Consider the following 17,998-nt stretch of genomic DNA (forward strand, 5'->3'; position numbering starts at 1 on the left):
CTTCTAAATTAATATTAATAGTGACATTTACCACATTCTAATCCACCCATTTCAGCTTCAGTCACTTTTTCTACTCCGTATTTTTTAGCTAATTGATCGTGAATATTTTTGTAATATCCATTTTCGGTCATATCAACTTCTGTTTCACGGTGACAGTCAATACACCATCCCATTGTTAATGGAGAGAATTGACGCATTTCGTGCATCTCCTCTACAGGACCGTGACATTTTTGACAATCTAAACCTGCAACAGTTACGTGTTGTGAGTGATTGTAGTAAGCAAAATCTGCAAGGTTATGAATTCTAACCCATTCAATAGGTTTTTGTTCAGCACCTTCTATGTAAGTTAAGTTTTCTTTATCCCAACCTACTGCATCGTAAATTTTTTGAATTTCCTTATCTAAATCTTCTTTAGTATGACCATCAAATAATTCGCCATTATATTCAGTAATTGACTTATGACAGTTCATACAAACATTAGCTGTTGGTATACCTGAAGTTTTACTATGCTTAGCTGAAGAGTGACAATATTGACAATCAATTTTATTATCTCCTGCGTGAACTGCGTGAGAAAATGCAATTGGTTGCACTGGTTGATAACCTTCGTTAACATCTATTTGCATTAACCATCCAAATAATAACCAAGCTCCTAATAATAAGAAGAAAATAACAGCTAAAAAACGTAAGAATGGATTGAAAATCATTGTTTTCAACATATTCTCTGTAGTTTCTTCACCCTCTTCTACAACTCTTTTCTTGGTTGTAGCAGCTACTATTAATGACAATACAACAAATGCTAATATTGTTAAAGCTAAAGTAGGCAACACCCCAAAACCTGGTTTGTTGAATATTTCACTATCCGTTGCTGATGCTGTTACTGCTGGCTTATCTACCACATCACCAACAGCTAAATACTTTAAGATGTTATCAACATCTTCATCAGATAAATGTGCAAATGCAGTCATTGCTGCAGGGTTACTATCTTGAACCTCTTTTGCTAATTTATCTCCAGAAGCTACTAACGCATTATTATCCTTAATCCAAAGTTTTAGCCATTCAGCATCACGCTTATCGCCAATTTTATATAATTCAGGACCAATTAATTTACCTTCTAACTTATGACAAGCGGCACAATTAGTTTTAAAAACTTTTTTACCTTCTGCTACTCCAGGATCAACTTCTTGAGTTGCTGCTACAGCTTTCACTACAGGCACTCCTTTTGTATACTCCAAGATATCAATAATATCCTGATCAGATAATTGAGGGTTTGGTGTCATAGCAGCAGGATTACTATCCTGCACTTCTTTCGCTAATTTGTCTCCAGAAGCTACTAAAGCATTGTTGTCTCTAATCCAAGAAATTAACCATTCTTGATCTCTTTTTTCCGTAATCCCTTTTAAGGCCGGGCCTATTAGCTTTTTATCTAACTTATGGCAAGCTGCACAAACAGACTTATAGAGTTTCTCTCCCTTAGCCGCATCTGCATCTTGAGCTGATAAATTAATTGAAAAAAATAATAGGAAGGCAAGACTGCTTAAAGCTAATCTTGACAATGTACTGTGGTGTTTCACACTTTTCATACTTAAATAAAATATTTTCTTTCTAGTTTGGTACAATATTTTCATTTAAAAAAAAATGACTTATGTCATTCTAAAACGATTTCACAAAAGTAGTATTAATATGTAAAACTTAAAATTCAATCCTATTCTTAATTGTAATTTATAATTATTCTAAATAAGGATTTCGAATTGCTAGTTTCATTTTTAAAACTTTAAATTTGAAAAAAAATTAAATAACGATGAAAATTTTATCAAATAGACTAATTGTTGTACTGTTTTGCGTAACTTTTTTGAGTATATCAAACTTGTGTGCCCAAAGTGACAAAGCAAAAATTGACCAATTAATTAAGCAAAAAAAAGAATATAATAAGAAAAACAAGAACTCTGTTATATATAAAATTCAATTATATAACGGAAATGAGTCAAAAGCTTATAGTGTAAAAGCTAAATTTGAATCTTTATTTCCAACTTACAAAACAGATATAATTTATAAAGCTCCTGATTGGAAGACCCAAGTAGTTCACTTTAAAACTAAACTTGAAGCAGATAGAGCTTTATTAAAAATTAAGGAGAAATTCGCAAGCGCAATTGTGCTCAAGGATAAAATTTAAACATAAAAAAAGCGAGTTTTACAACTCGCTTTTTTTATGTCTATATAATTGAAATTATTATTTCAATTTCTTTTTAACTTCAACTTCGTGGTAAGCTTCAATAACATCGCCAATTACAATATCATTGTAATTTTTAATTTGAATACCACAATCGTAACCTTTAGTAACTTCTTTAGCATCATCTTTAAATCGTTTTAAAGCAATTAACTCACCAGAGTGAACAACAACGCTATCTCTAATAATTCTAATTTTAGAAGTTCTCATAATTTTACCGCTAACTACCATACAACCTGCAATGTTTCCAACTTTAGAAATTTTATAAATTTCTCTAATTTCAACATTACCAATTACCTCTTCTTTAATTTCAGCAGAAAGCATACCTTCCATTGCATCTCTTAAATCTTCAATAGCAGCATAAATAATAGAATAAGTTCTAATATCAATTTCTTCATTATCAGCTAATATTCGAGCACTTCCTGAAGGTCTAACATTAAACCCAACAATAATTGCATCAGATGCAGATGCTAATAATACATCAGACTCTGTAATTGCTCCTACTCCTTTATGTATAATATTAACTTGAATCTCATCCGTAGATAATTTTTGGAATGAATCAGTCAATGCTTCAACAGAACCATCCACATCACCTTTAAGAATAATATTTAATTCTTTAAAGTCTCCTAAAGCAATACGTCTACCAATTTCATCAAGTGTAATATGACGTTGCGTTCTAACTGATTGCTCTCGTTGTAATTGAGAACGTTTAGATGCAATTTGTTTTGCTTCTTTTTCGTCTTCAAATATGTTAAACTTATCACCTGCTTGTGGTGCACCATCTAAACCTAGTATAGAAACTGGAGTAGCAGGACCTGCATTATCCATATTATTTCCACGCTCATCAAACATAGCTTTTACTTTACCACTATGCTTACCAGCTAACATATAGTCTCCAATTTTTAATGTACCTTCTTGTACTAAAATTGTAGAAACATATCCTCTACCTTTATCTAATAAAGCTTCCACAACCGTACCAACAGCACGTTTATTTGGATTCGCTTTTAAATCAAGCATTTCTGCCTCTAAAAGAACTTTTTCTAATAATTCATCAACACCAGTTCCTACTTTTGCAGAAATATCGTGCGATTGAATTTTACCACCCCAATCTTCTACCAATAGGTTCATTTGAGATAATTGTTCTTTAATTTTATCTGGGTTAGCGTGTGGCTTATCAATTTTATTAATTGCAAATATAATTGGTACACCAGCTGCTTGTGCATGACTAATTGCTTCTTTTGTTTGAGGCATTACATCATCATCTGCTGCTACAACAATAATTACAATATCTGCAACTTGTCCACCACGTGCACGCATTGCCGTAAAGGCTTCGTGACCTGGTGTATCTAAAAATGCAATTTTTTGACCATTTTTAAGTTGCACACCGTATGCTCCAATGTGCTGTGTAATTCCTCCAGACTCACCAGCAATTACGTTCTCTTCACGTATATAATCTAATAAAGAAGTTTTACCGTGATCTACGTGCCCCATTACTGTAATAATTGGCGCTCTTGTTAATAAATCTTCTTCTGAATCAATTTGTTCTTCAATAGACTCTTCAACTTCAGCTCCAACAAAATCAACTGAATATCCAAATTCTTCTGCTACAATAGTTAATGTTTCAGCGTCTAAACGTTGATTCATTGTTACCATCATACCTAATGACATACAAGTTGAAATAATATTTGTTACTGGGATGCTCATCATAGTAGCAATTTCACTAACTGTTACAAATTCTGTAACCTTTAATACTTTGCTTTCTGCTGCTTGTAATTCTTGATCTATTTCCGTTTGTTGACGGTGTTGATCTCTTTTATCTCTTCTATATTTTGCTCCTTTACCTTTTTTAGATTTACCTTGAAGTTTTTCTAAAGTTTCACGCACTTGTTTTTGCACTTCAGCTTCAGTTGGCTCTTCTTTTACAATTGGCTTTCTAACTGGCCCTCTTCTACCTCCTGGCCCTTGTCTGTTACCTCCACCTGGCCTATTACCTCCTGGTCTATTTCCACCTCCTGGTCTAGGACCATTTTGGTTTGCCGGTTTTCTAATTCTTCTTCTTTTCTTTTTAGGATCAGAGTCTGATTTAGCAGCTGGATCTGGTTTTTTCTTTTTGGGCTTTTCAAATTGTTTTAAATCAATTGTTTTACCTGTAATTTTTGGTCCAGAAAGCTTTTTGTATTGTGTTTCTATTGTTTGAGGCTCCGTAGAAGTAGTTTCAGGCTTAGCCTCCACTTTTTCTTCTTTCTTTTGTTGAGCAACAACTTTAGGCTTTTCAATTATAACTTTTCTTTCAGCTTTTTCAACAACCACTTTCTTCTCTTGCTTAGGCTTAGGCTTTTCCTCTTTTTTAGGTTGTTCTACCTTTGGTTTTTCAACTTTCTCTGGAGCTGGTTTCTTTTCAACTACAGGTTGCTTTACCTCTGGTTCAGGCTTCTTTTCAGTTTTTGGCTCTTCAACTATCTTAGGCTCAATAGTTTTTTCAGCAATTGCTTCAACCTTTTTAGGTTCTTCCGCCTCTTTTTTCTCTTCAGCTACAGGCTCTTCTTTTGGCTCAATTTCAATTTTACCAACAGTTTTAAACTCCATTTTCTCTGCCTTAGCTTTGATAACGGCGTTCTTTGCCTCTTCTTCCAAGCGTTTTTTCTCAAGTTTTTCTTCTTGAGCAACTCGCATGGCTTCTTTTTCCTTACGCTTTTCTTCTCCTACTTCTTTAGAAGCTGCCTTTTTGTTTCTGTCAGTTTGAAAACCATCCAATAGTACTTCGTACTCCGCATTAGATATTTTAGTTGTAGGGCGCGCCTCTATTTCATGACCTTTGCTTGTCAAGTGCTCCACAGCTCTATCTAACGAAATGTTTAATTCTCGTAATACTTTGTTTAGTCTCAATTTTTTCTCTTCAGACATATAATAATTTTTTAGCCTAATTAGTGTAAGAATACTGAATTTTAATTAATCTTCAAATTCTTCTCTTAATATTTTTTGAACGTCTAAAATAGTTTCCTCTTCTAAATCAGTTCTTTTAACAAGTTCAGTTACATCTTTTTCAAGTACACTACGTGCTGTATCTAAACCTATTTTTTTAAATTCTTGAATTACCCATGCTTCTATTTCATCAGAAAATTCAGTTAACTCTACATCATCTTCAGTCTCAACACCTTCACGCTGAACATCTAATTCAAATCCTGTTAATTGAGATGCTAAACGAATGTTAACACCATTTTTTCCAATTGCTTTTGAAACCTCTTCTGGTAATAAAAACACATCAACTCTACCTTTTTTACCATCTTCTCTTCCTTCTTCTTCGTGGACTTTCATAGAAACCACTTTTGCAGGACTTAGAGATCTAGCAATAAATAATTGTTGATTTTTTGTAAAATTAATTACATCTATATTCTCGTTTCCTAACTCACGCACAATTCCGTGAATACGAGATCCTTTCATACCAACACAAGCTCCAACTGGATCAATTCTATCATCGTAAGAATCTACTGCAACTTTTGCTTTTTCTCCTGGTATACGTGCAACTCCTTCAATGGTAATTAAACCATCAAACACTTCAGGTATTTCTTGTTCAAATAATTTTTCTAAGAATTGAGGTGAAGTTCTAGATAAAATAATAACTGGTTTATTACCACGTAATTCAACAGTTTTTATTATTCCTCTAACAGATTCTCCTTTTCTAAAATAATCTGAACGTATTTGTTCACTTTTTGGTAATACAATTTCATTTCCATCATCGTCTAATAAAATAACTGCGTTATGACGAATATGGTGAACCTCAGCACTATAAATATCACCTTCTAGTTCTTTAAAGTGTTTAAATGTATTTGTACTATCGTGCTCGTGAATTTTTGAAATTAAATTTTGTCTTAATGCTAAAATAGCCCTTCTTCCTAAATCAATTAACTTTACTTCTTCAGACACGTCTTCACCAATTTCAAAATCTGGCTCTATTAGTCTAGCTTCAGCAAGTTCTATTTCTTCATTATCATCTTCAGACATTCCATCTGCAACAACAACTCTATTTCTCCATATTTCTAAATCTCCTTTATCAGGATTTATAATAATATCAAAGTTATCATCAGACCCAAATTTTCTTTTTAAAGCTGCTCTAAATACTTCTTCAAGAATAGCCATTAAGGTAACTCTATCAATGTTTTTATCTCCTTTAAATTCTGAAAATGACTCAATTAATGCTATATTTTCCATGCATTCTGTTTATTAAAATATTATTTTCACTTTTGCTTCTAATATATCTTCAAAAAGTATAGTTGCATTTTTTACAACTGTAACTTTACCTTTACCAATTGGCTTAGGTTCACGTGCCTTCCATTCTAGTTCAATACTAGTTTCGTTCACATTTTTAAGATCTGCTTCGAAAGCTGAATTATCTTTCAATTTAACCTCTAACTTTCGTCCAAGGTTTTTTATATATTGTCTTTTTACTTTTAGGGGTTTTGCAACGTCTGGTGAAGCTACTTCTAGAGAAAAATCTTCTTCTTCTCTATCTAAATTATTTTCTACAGCTCGGCTAATTCTTATACATTCATTTAAAGGAACACCTTTATCTCCATCTACTTCAATATAAATTTTATTTTCAGCTAAAAAACTTAATTCTATTAAAAATAAATCTTTATTCTCCTCTAACGCTTCCTCTACTAATTTTGCTACTTGTTGCTTATCCATCTTTTGTATAAAAAGAGGGGACTTTACGTCCCCTCCTATCCACTATCTGTACTAATTCGCTGCAAATATAGTAAGTTTTTTTTAAATAGTAAAACATTCTTTTTTAAATTAAAATTACTAACTTTACGTAAGCAACATCATTAATTCTTAATATTAACACCTATGAAAAGAATTTTAGTCCCAATTGATTTTTCTAAACAAGCCGAATACGCCGCAAAAGTGGCTGCAGATATAGCAAAACAAACAAATGCAAAGTTATTTTTATTGCATACACTTGAATTGCCTACTGGTATAATTGACCCTTCTAATTTTGGTAATGCAAATAACTCGCCAACTACCTTGCTTTTTTTAGAAAGAGCTCGTGAAAAATTTGAAGAATTTAAAGAAAAAGATTTCTTAAAAGGCATTGAAGTTGAGGATGATGTATTATTTCACAAAGCTTTTGAAGGAATTATTGACCAAAGTAAAAAGCATGATGTAAACCTAATTGTTATGGGGTCTAAAGGAACTACTGGCCTTGAAGAAATGCTGGTAGGTTCTAATACTGAAAAAGTTGTAAGAAACTCTGACATTCCTGTAATAGTAATTAAAGAAGAAATACTTAATTTTAAAATTGAAAACTTAGTTTTTGCTTCAAACTTTAAAGAAGAAAACAAAACTGCTTTTTCTAAAATATTGAATTTCACTTCTTTATTTAACGCTAAACTTCATTTATTAAAAATTAATACCATTCACAATTTTGAAACAACTAAAGAATCTAGTGAAGCTATTAAAAACTTTATAAACGGATTTGATCTTGGAGATTTTACTCTAAACATTTATAACGATATTTCTGTTGAAGCAGGAGTTTTAAACTTTTCTAAAGTAATTAATGCAGATGCAATTCTATTAAACACGCACGGTAGAAAAGGTCTAGCACACTTATTTAGCGGAAGTATTGGAGAAGATTTGGCAAACCATGCTAAACTACCAGTTATTACATTTAAAATTTAAAAAACATTAATATATTCTAAAAAAGCGGCTTAATTAAGCTGCTTTTTTATTGTTCAAAATTTATAAAACTAAATTAATTAATATTGTAAATTTGCATAATGAACACAATTGAACAATACATTAGAGACGTACAAGATTTTCCAAAAGAAGGAATTCAATTTAAAGATATAACTACATTATTACAAGACCCAAAAGGTATTAACGACTGCCTTACCAACTTACTCAATTTATTAGAAGACAAAAAAATAGACAAAGTTGTTGGAATGGAATCTAGAGGGTTCTTTTTTGGTACTTTATTAGCTCAAAAATTAAATGCTGGATTTGTTCCTGTAAGAAAACCTGGAAAATTACCTTATAAAAGTATTTCTGAATCTTACGAACTTGAGTATGGTACAGATAATTTAGAGATTCATATAGACTCTATTAAAAAAGGAGAAAAAGTTCTTGTTCATGATGACGTTTTAGCTACTGGAGGTACTGCAGAAGCCGTTAAAAAACTAGTAGAACGCTTAGGAGGTGAAATTGTACAATTCAATTTTATTATGCAATTAGATTTTTTAAACGGAAAAGAAAAATTAAAAGGATACAACGTACAATCTGTACTAAATTATTAAGTAAAAAATATACAAATAAAAAAAGCTTCAACATTTTGTTGAAGCTTTTTTTATAAGATAATAATGCTAATTAATCTTTAGTTTCTCCTTTAGCAGTATGGTTTTTAATATTCCAAGTTTCAAAACCTCTAATGTATTGATAATCCCAAGATTTATATTGGTGAGTTAATCCCCAACGCAAAATTTCTGTCGGATTTTTCTCATTATCAGCTGTTCTATTCAAACCAATAGCGTGTGGTGCTCCTTTTATAGAACTCATAATTTCAAAATTAATTCCATCTGGTGCCCATTGCACTGTGTTCTTCTCAGGACCATCTGTAGTAATTAATGCTGCAATTCCTCCGTTATAAGGCCATACACATATTTCGTGACCAGAATTACTAATTGGATTGTAAGGCGACTTTACGTAAGGTCCTTTTGGATTATCTGCAATTGCAACACCATGTCTAATTTGACGACCTCCAAATGTAATTTGCTCCCCCATTTGTTCTCCTTTATAATACAAATAAAATTTTCCTTTAAATGGAATAATACAAGGATCGTGAACTTTATGACTGTCAAAATCACCTTTTTTCTCAACTGCAAATCTGTTTTGTTCTTCACCTTTCCAAACCCCATTATCTGCAGGACTTAAAATTGGCTCTTCACTTTTTGTCCAAGGACCATTTATAGATTTAGACCAAGCTAAGCCAACTTGATTTTTTACACGTACGTTATAAACACCACCAACAGTTTGGTAACATAAGTAGTACATACCTTCGTGCTCCATAATTTCAACAGTAAAAACAGAACGATCATCGTAAGCTCCTTTTTTACCTCTTTCTACTGCAACACCCTCTTCTTTCCAAGTAATTCCATCTTCAGATGTCGCGTACCAAATATCACATCTATCCCAAGGAAAAACTTTATCCTTTTCGTTGTCACCTCCAAAACCTTGAGATAAACCAGTACTTCTACTATACCACACATAAAATTTACCATCATGCTTAATCATTGCACTAGGGTCTCTTCTAACAACTCCTTCTTCGTATGCAAAATCACCTTTTAAATCAAAAACTTTATATTCAAAAAACCATTCGTTTCCTAAATCAGTTCTCCATTTTAAAGCTCTTTTTGAAGCCGCACTTAAATACTCTTTATTAGTAATACCTAAGTAATCTTGTTGCTCGTCTGTTACTACAATCTTTTCTTCCATTGTTTTCTCTTTTTTCTCATCACAATTACACGAAATTAAGCTAATTCCTATAATTGCAATTAATAGATATGATAGTTTTTTCATTTTTATTTATTTAAAATCCTCTTGTTTTAATAGTATCTGTTTTACTTTCTAACGTTTTTTTATTTTCACCAGTCATTTTTTCGAAAAAACGATAGTAATTCCCGTAAGAATATTCGGTATTTCTATTTCTAATTTCCTCTCCCATTTTATCAAATTTAGCAGCATCTGCTTTTTGATCTCCAATTAAAAACATATAGTTGTTTGAAGATAAAACAGTTCCATTACTATCAGTAAGTTCTACTTCAACATAAAAATTCTTTTTAACTTTTTTAAGAACCTTAGCTTCAAACTCTATAAACTGTTTAGAACTATTCTCTTCAATTTTTTTAACTTCAAACGATGATTTTTTTAATACTTTTTTATCGTCATCTAATACTGAATAAGAAACTTTACAATTTTTATATGCTTTATACAAATCGTTTACTATCCAAAATTCACCTTTAAAAGTTTCAGAGTTTTTCCATCTACGTTTTTCGAAATTTAAATTAACTAAAACTGGCTGATACGCTGTTTTAACAAAATCAAATGAACGCTTAGGTTGTAAATAATTATCTATCATTGCCCATTTCATATCTGGCCAATATGTAATAAAGTGACATAAAGCAATACCACTTGTTCTTGGTTTATTTCTTCTGAAATGCTCAATAGATAATTGAAAAATAATTCCTTGCGCATCTTGCGTAGCATCTACAAACTCTTGTAAAGAACCTTTCTTTTCATCTCCAAAAGTGTCGAAATTTTGAATTCTTAAACGATCTAAATCCGCCCAATGATGTCCCCAACTTGGTCCTGGAGGCCATAATTCATTTTCTGGAATAAATTTTTTCAAACTTTCAACGTTAGGAACAGAGGTAATAGCCAATTCCGGAACTATTGGATAATCTAAAGATTTAAACCAATCTTCCATTGGTTTTCTACCCATTCCGTAAAAATATGCCAATGCGTGTACAGCTTCTTTTTTCTTATAACCAGCTTCAATAGAAACATGACAAGTTAATGGAGAATCTGGCACATAAGGTAAATCTACCATACCTTGGTATCTTTTACCTAAAGTTTTTAAGAAATTATTTGCGTATTGAGCGTCACTTGCTCTTAACAACATTTCTTCTCCACCTTCCATCATTATAATTGAAGGGTTATTTCTTCTGTTTTTAATTACGTTTTCACCTTCTTGATAAATACGCTCCAACAATTCTGGATCGTTAGGAATATTTCCAGTTCCTAAAGGAATAATATCTTGCCAAACAGAAATACCAGCTTCGTTACATAATTTATAAAATAATGGAATTTCGGGTGGATGCCATCCAAAAATACGGATGTTATTCATATTAGCTTCTTTAGCCAATGCAATTAACTTTCTATACTTTTCTTCTGAAGTTCTTCCAACAAAAATATCTGGCGGTCCTCCCCAACAAGCAGAACGAATAAATATAGGTTTACCATTAATTAAAGTAGTTCTTGGAAAACTTACTTCATCTCTAGTAAATCCAGGATTCCATTCCATATCTACTCTTCGTAAACCATATGTAATTTCTTTAAAATCTTGGTTTATTTTACCTTCATCTAATGAAACTTTAGCTTCATACAAATTAGGCTTACCTAAATCCCAAGGCCACCAAAGCTGAGGGTTGTTAACTTCAATTTCTTTTTTTATTACTTGTTTACCTGGCTGTAAAACTTGTTTAAAGCTAATAGACTGCCCTTTACTATCAAAGTTTTTACCTTTAAAGGAAACAGTAATATTCTTTTCTTTTGCTACCTTTTCTGTATTTTCAACTTCAATTTCAAAAATTACAGAAGCTTTCTTTTCATTTACAACATTTGGCTTTGCGTATACATCCAAAATTCTAGATTTACCAGTAAAAACCAAATCTATTGAACCTGTAATACCCATTGGAATTAAATCTCTCCAATAATCACCAAACCAAGGTGTTTTTAAACCTGCAACATTTGCATTTACCTGTGGTGGTGGAGCTAATCTAATCACCAACATATTAGTTGCTTTTAACCAATGTTTATTGGTTAAAATAGCTTCGGTTACATCAAAAGAAAAAGAAGAGAAAGAACCTTTATGACTTCCTATCTTATGTCCGTTTAACCAAATATCAGCTTCGTGATCAATAGATTCAAAATCTATACGAGCAACTTTATCGGTTAAATCTTGGTTTACTTTAAATTGAGTAGAATACCACCATTCGTATTGCATTACCCATTGAGCTTTTACACTATTTCTTCCAAAATATGGATCTTCAATAGCTCCAGCTTTCCATAAATCTGTATATACATCTCCCGGAACTTTTGCTGGATTCCAAACCAATGTTTCAATATCTCCTGGAGGTAATTTATGTAAACCATGCTTTACTCCTTCACCAGGAAGCATCATTTTCATTTTCCATCTCTGACTGTCTAAACTTGTAATAAGCTGACTGTTATTATTATGATTACTTATAGTACTTGGTTGAGCATACACACCCAAACCACATAATAAAAATACTAGCAGCAAACTTAATTTATTAAAATTCATATTTTAATTTATTAAATTTTATTTAAGATATACCATTACCTACTGCGATAATTACTATACCAATTATCATACAAGCTAAGCTTAAGTATAAATAGTTTTTTGCTTTGTTAGAAGCATCAATCCACTCTTTTGTAATAATTCCACTAACAATAGCTGTTGCAACACAAGCAGTATTAAATATAGCATACCCAACAGTGTTTCCTATTTCACCTAATTTAAACGCTGCAAAAGCAAATAAGGCAGATGCCGCATAATGGAAAATTGCCATAATTAATATAAGCATAAAGTTTTTTCCAAATGCTGGAGTTTTAAAATCTCCCCAAGCTTTTTTAGTTGATAATTGATATGCAAAATAAGCTGCCATAACAATACCACCACTAATAAAAATTGGAAACATTACACCAACAGCTGTAACCCATTCTGCATTACCAGCTGCTTGACAAGCTTCATGAATAAAAGGTCTTCCAACTGCGTTTGCATAACTAAATCCTGTAGCTAATAAACCTCCAACTACAGCAATAGAAATTCCTGTAACCATAGATCCTTTTTCCTTTTTTCCTTTTCCAGCAGCTATTTCATCTAATTCTCTTGTAAAACCTGCTTGCCCATTAAATAACACTCCTAATAGCACAACAAAAATACCTCCCAAAATTGTAAAGAACACGTTACCTTCTGGCAATCCTTCAACAACAAATGGCAATATTGAACCTACCAAAATTACAGTTCCAATAAATAATGAGAATCCTAAAGACAAACCAATATGATTTATTGCCTTACCCCACATCATAACTCCAACACCCCACAAAACACTGGCTGCCGCCATTTTAAACAAAATATCTGTAGGTACTGATGCAAATACACCGCTAAAATCTTTTATTAAAAATACCGATGCTACTATTGGCACTAAAAACATAGTTAACATAAAGAATAACCCCCATGTATTTTCGAATTTAAAATCTTTAGTAAATTTTTCTGGTAACGCATAAAGTCCTAACATAAGTCCGGCTCCAATAGCTAAAATAATTCCTTCAATCATAATTATTAAGTTTTAAGTTTTTGGTTAAATTTTAATTACCATCCAAATTTAAAGATGGTTGTACTTTTAAATTCTTCTCCTGCTTTTGTTATTGTTTTAGGAGAATTTGCAATATTTGGTCCGTTTTGGTAACGATGTGTTTCGCAACAAAAACCTCTAAACTTACCATATTGCTCACCGTTTTCTCTTTTAATTTCATCTGAAGTATACTTACCTGTGTACAATAACATACAAGGCTCTGTAGAAGACACAGTTAAAGATCTTCCTGAATTTTCTGATTTAATTTTAGCAACTTCTTGTAGATTGAAATCTGCATTATCAAACACGTAAAAATGTTCAAAACCATCTCCCATTGCAGTGTGCACATCTCCAATTCTTTTCCCTGCTGTTAAATCATCTGCTTTACCTTCAACATTTACAATTTCACCAGTACCCGCACCAGTATCATCCATTGCTTGTCTTTGTAAAGTATTTACTTGAGCAATATGGTTTTCTACAGTTCCAGAAAAAGCATCTAAATTAAAGTAGGTATGATTTGTTAATGCCAACGGAGTATCTTGATCTGGCGTTGCGCTATAATCTATTCTCAACTCGTTATCTTCGGTTAAAGTAAATAAGACTGAAACCTCAACATTCCCAGGATATCCCTCTTCCAAATCTTTACTTAGTAAAGACATTTTTATTGAAGAATCCAGAAGTTGAGCATTCCAAACTCTTTTATCAAAACCAACAACTCCACCGTGTAAATTATTATCTCCACAGTTAGGTGCTAATTGAAACTCTTTTCCGTTTAAGGTAAATTTTGCATCTTTTATTTGAGAGCAATATCTACCAACAGTACTTCCAAAATATGGTGAATTCTCAACGTATTCTTTCCCAAAATATCCATCTAGCGTATCGAAACCACAGGCTATATTTTCTAATTCTCCTTTTGAATTTGGAACTACTATAGAAGTTACAGTTGCACCATAATTGGTGACTTTAACTTCAACTCCATTACTGTTTTTTATTGTATATATCTCGATTTTCTCATCTTTAAAGACTCCAAAATCAGCTTTATTTGTATTCATAAGATTGTAAATATTTGGTTAACTTCTTATTTTATTTTTCTTCGTATTGAGCTAATTTTTCCCAATTGAATATTACACCTACACCAGGATAATCTGGAGCAACTGCTCTATAATTCTCTACTACTAATGGTCTTGTAGTATACTCATCAATAGGGAAGCTGTGAACTTCTAACCAACCTGAATTTGGTTGAGAAGAAACTAAACTTACGTGCAACTCTTGCATTCCGTGCGAGCAAGCCGGAATGTTATGTTTAGCAGCTAATTTAGCAGCAGCTAACCAACCTGTTACACCTCCACAATTTGATGCATCTGGCTGAACAAAAGATAATTTTGCTTGATCCATCGCATACTCAAATTCGTGAATTGTATGTAAGTTTTCACCCATAGCTAATGGAAATCCTGTTTTTTCAGCAATTTCTCCAAAGCCTTTATAGTTATCTGGTATAATTGGCTCTTCGAACCAAGTAATATCATATTGTTTAAAACCTTCAATAGCCTTAATAGCTTTTTCAACCGTCATAGAATAATTGGCATCTACCATAAAAGTAACATCTGGCCCAATATATTCTCTCACTGCCTTGATACGATCTAAATCTTCTTGTAAATTTTCTCTACCGATTTTAATTTTAACAGCTTTGAAACCTTTTTCAAGGTATCCTTTCATATTGTTTAATAATTTCTCAATTGGAAACATTAAATCAATACCACCACAATATGCTTTACAAGTATTATCTGCTCCACCAGCAACTTTCCATAAAGGTTGACCTAATTTTTTACAGCGAATGTCCCATAAAGCAATATCTACAGCCGAAATAGCGAATGAAGCAATACCACCACGACCAACATAATGCACATGCCATTCTAAAAAGTCGTAAATACCTTCAATATCAGTTCCATCTTTACCTATTAAAACTTCAGTAAAATCGTGCTCTACCATTGCTTTAATAGCAAAACCTCCTTTACCTCCAGTATATGTATAACCCGTACCTTCACTTCCATCCTCTAAAGTAACTGTAACCGTAACCAATTCAAAATGATAATGGTCTCCGTGCTTAGCATCAGACATTACTTCTGGTAATGGCACCGTAAACAAACGAGTTTGTATTTTTGAAATTTTTGTACTCATAATAATATTTTATTTATACTATAAATGTTGAGCCACACATTTTAATTGCGACCCAACATTTAAAAACATTTAAAATAATTAAGCTTTATGTTTTATATAGAAAGTTTTCTTTTCCATATATTGTTCAAAACCATATTTTCCATCTTCACCACCAGAACCTGATAATTTATAACCATTATGGAATCCTTGGTGTTGCTCTCCGTGACCTCTATTCACATAAATTTCTCCGTATTCCAACTCATCATTACATTTCATAATAGTATTCATATCATTAGTAAATACCATTGCAGCTAAACCATATTCACAGTCATTTGCATAACCAATAACTTCTTCAAAAGTTTTGAATTTTAATACTGGTAAGATTGGTCCGAATGACTCTTCATGAACAATTGTCATATCTTGAGTTACGCCTGTAAGTACAGTTGGCTCGAACCAGTAACCTTTTTCAAATTCTGCACCTTCCGGTCTTTTACCTCCAGTTGCAATAGTTGCACCTTCTTCAACACTTACTTTTACTAAGTGCTCCATATGCTCTAATTCGTTCTTATTTACTTTTGGTCCCATATCTGTTTCTTCTAACATTGGGTCACCAACTTTAATTTCTTTTGTTTTCGCGATGAATTTTTCCATAAATACATCGTAAATATCTTCATGAACATACATACGCTCGTTACAAGTACAAACCTGTCCACAGTTATCAAAACGAGAATGTAATGCGGATTCTACAGCTGCATCAATATCAGCATCATCAAATACAATAAATGGTGCTTTTCCACCCAATTCTAATTGAACATGTGTTAAGTTTTCTGCAGCATTACGAGCAATTTGTTGTCCAACCGGTGTAGAACCAGTCATTGTTACCATTTTAGTAATTGGGCTTTCAACCAATGCATTACCCATTGCTCTACCTGGACCTGTTAAAATGTTAATTACACCTGCAGGAATACCAACTTTATTTGCAAGGTTTCCTAATTCAAGTGTAGATATTGGCGTTTCAGAAGTTGGTTTAATTACAATGGTATTTCCTGCAACTAAAGCTGGCCCTAATTTACGACCTGCTAATGCTAAAGGGAAATTCCAAGCAGTAATAGCAACAACTACTCCACGAGGTACTTTTTGAATCCAAATTTGTTCGTTAGGATTATCTGAAGGAATAATATCTCCTTCAATTCTACGAGCACCTTCACAAGCATATCTAATAAACGAAGCCGTAACTGCAACCTCAAAACGAGCAACTTTTAAAAGTTTTCCTTGTTCTTTAGTTAATAACTCAGCTAAATATTCTGTATTTGCTTCAATTTCATCAGCTAATTTATATAATAAATCTGCTCTCGAACGAGCTGGTAATTTTTTCCATTCTTTTTGAGCTTTATCAGCTGCCTCTAAAGTTTCTAGAGCCTCCTCTGCAGTACCATTTTGTACTCTTGCTACTACTTCTTCTGTTGAAGGGCTTACAATATCAATAGTTTCTCCTGAAGTTGAAGTTCTCCATTCACCATTAATAAACAACTGGTAATCTTTAATTTCTGACATGTTATTAATTTTTATTTAGTGGTTTCTTTTTACAATTTTGGTAAGTTTATTCTGAAAAAAGCTAGAAGGATATTTCACCTTCTAACTTTAGTTTTTTTAGATTGAAGGATTATCTACCCATCCATCCACCATCAACAAGAACTACTGCTCCGTGCATATAAGCAGCCGCTTCTGATGCTAAAAATACTGTTGGTCCTGCAAAATCTACTGCGTCTCCCCAACGTCCTGCTGGAATACGTGACAAAATAGATTCTGAACGTACTGGATCATTTCTTAATGCTTCTGTGTTATCTGTTGAAATATATCCTGGTGCAATTGCATTTACATTTACTCCTTTTCCTGCCCATTCATTAGCAAAAGCCATCGTCATTTGACCAATTGCTCCTTTACTTGCTGCGTAACCTGGCACCGTAATTCCTCCTTGGAATGTTAATAATGATGCTGTGAAAATTACTTTTCCTGATCCTCGAGCAATCATATCTCTACCAAACTCTCTTGTTAAAATAAATTGAGCATTTTGGTTTACTTCAATTACTTTATCCCACATTTCATCTGGGTGTTCTGCTGCTGGTGTTCTTAAAATAGTACCTGCATTGTTTACCAAAATATCTATTTGTGTGTGATTTGCTTTTACTTCAGCAATAAATGCGTACAATGCTTTTCGGTCTGAAAAATCGCATTGGTAAGCTGTAAATTCTTTTCCTACTGCTTCAACTGCTTTTGAAACTGCACTTCCTTCTTTTTCTAATGAAGCTGATACTCCAATAATATTTGCTCCGGCTTCAGCTAAACCTACTGCCATTGCCATTCCTATTCCACGTTTGCAACCTGTTACAATTGCAACTTTACCTTCTAGACTAAATTTATTTAAAATACTCATTGTTTTGTTTTTTTATTGAATGTTTTGTTTATA

At 32.6% G+C, this 17,998-nt stretch carries 14 protein-coding genes; 3 read left to right on the top strand and 11 right to left on the bottom strand.

The features are described 5' to 3' along the window. Positions 1–14 precede the first annotated feature (14 nt). Entirely contained in the window at positions 15–1,580 is a 1,566-nt protein-coding gene (locus BLU40_RS14280; protein WP_217633403.1) for a c-type cytochrome, read from the bottom strand. 218 nt (positions 1,581–1,798) lie between these two features. On the opposite strand from BLU40_RS14280, the gene BLU40_RS14285 reads away from it, so the two are divergent. Continuing rightward, on the top strand, positions 1,799–2,170 hold the full coding sequence (locus BLU40_RS14285; RefSeq protein ID WP_090125009.1) for an SPOR domain-containing protein: 372 nt from the start codon (positions 1,799–1,801) through the stop codon (positions 2,168–2,170). Positions 2,171–2,227: 57 nt separating this feature from the next. On the opposite strand, the gene infB is transcribed toward BLU40_RS14285, so the two are convergent. From infB to rimP, 3 genes are read right to left on the bottom strand one after another with little or no spacing between them, the layout of a single operon-like run. Then, entirely contained in the window at positions 2,228–5,128 is a 2,901-nt protein-coding gene (infB, locus tag BLU40_RS14290) for a translation initiation factor IF-2 (RefSeq protein ID WP_090125012.1), read from the bottom strand. A gap of 45 nt (positions 5,129–5,173) precedes the next feature. Next, positions 5,174–6,433 carry a transcription termination factor NusA gene (nusA, locus tag BLU40_RS14295; protein ID WP_090125015.1) on the bottom strand — a complete coding sequence of 420 codons (1,260 nt, stop codon included), beginning with the start codon at positions 6,431–6,433 and terminating at the stop codon, positions 5,174–5,176. Between the two features lie 12 nt (positions 6,434–6,445). Further along, entirely contained in the window at positions 6,446–6,910 is a 465-nt protein-coding gene (rimP, locus tag BLU40_RS14300; RefSeq protein WP_090125017.1) for a ribosome assembly cofactor RimP, read from the bottom strand. A gap of 162 nt (positions 6,911–7,072) precedes the next feature. On the opposite strand from rimP, the gene BLU40_RS14305 reads away from it, so the two are divergent. Continuing rightward, complete coding sequence (locus BLU40_RS14305) at positions 7,073–7,903, top strand: universal stress protein (protein WP_090125020.1); 831 nt, start codon at positions 7,073–7,075, stop codon at positions 7,901–7,903. Positions 7,904–8,001: 98 nt separating this feature from the next. Next, positions 8,002–8,517 (top strand): adenine phosphoribosyltransferase, encoded by a 516-nt coding sequence (locus BLU40_RS14310; protein WP_090125023.1) that lies wholly within the window; start codon positions 8,002–8,004, stop codon positions 8,515–8,517. A 70-nt stretch (positions 8,518–8,587) separates the two neighbouring features. Here BLU40_RS14310 and BLU40_RS14315 read toward each other — a convergent pair whose 3' ends face one another. The 7 genes from BLU40_RS14315 to BLU40_RS14345 all read right to left on the bottom strand — a co-directional run bounded on the left by BLU40_RS14315 (position 8,588) and on the right by BLU40_RS14345 (position 17,959). Then, on the bottom strand, positions 8,588–9,796 hold the full coding sequence (locus BLU40_RS14315; protein WP_090125026.1) for a glycoside hydrolase family 117 protein: 1,209 nt from the start codon (positions 9,794–9,796) through the stop codon (positions 8,588–8,590). A gap of 10 nt (positions 9,797–9,806) precedes the next feature. After that, positions 9,807–12,320 (bottom strand): glycoside hydrolase family 2 protein, encoded by a 2,514-nt coding sequence (locus BLU40_RS14320; RefSeq protein ID WP_090125029.1) that lies wholly within the window; start codon positions 12,318–12,320, stop codon positions 9,807–9,809. A gap of 22 nt (positions 12,321–12,342) precedes the next feature. Further along, positions 12,343–13,356, bottom strand: a complete 1,014-nt coding sequence (locus tag BLU40_RS14325; protein WP_090125032.1) for an L-rhamnose/proton symporter RhaT — start codon at positions 13,354–13,356, stop codon at positions 12,343–12,345. A gap of 35 nt (positions 13,357–13,391) precedes the next feature. Beyond that, complete coding sequence (locus BLU40_RS14330) at positions 13,392–14,426, bottom strand: aldose epimerase family protein (RefSeq protein WP_090125035.1); 1,035 nt, start codon at positions 14,424–14,426, stop codon at positions 13,392–13,394. A 31-nt stretch (positions 14,427–14,457) separates the two neighbouring features. After that, entirely contained in the window at positions 14,458–15,552 is a 1,095-nt protein-coding gene (locus BLU40_RS14335; RefSeq protein WP_090125038.1) for a mandelate racemase/muconate lactonizing enzyme family protein, read from the bottom strand. 78 nt (positions 15,553–15,630) lie between these two features. Further along, entirely contained in the window at positions 15,631–17,085 is a 1,455-nt protein-coding gene (gene aldA / locus BLU40_RS14340) for an aldehyde dehydrogenase (protein WP_090125040.1), read from the bottom strand. 109 nt (positions 17,086–17,194) lie between these two features. Then, a complete protein-coding gene (locus BLU40_RS14345; RefSeq protein ID WP_175454802.1) occupies positions 17,195–17,959 on the bottom strand; it encodes an SDR family NAD(P)-dependent oxidoreductase in 765 nt (254 codons plus the stop codon). Positions 17,960–17,998: the final 39 nt, after the last annotated feature.

The sequence above is a fragment of the Lutibacter oricola genome (assembly GCF_900106565.1).
GTDB lineage: Bacteria > Bacteroidota > Bacteroidia > Flavobacteriales > Flavobacteriaceae > Lutibacter > Lutibacter oricola.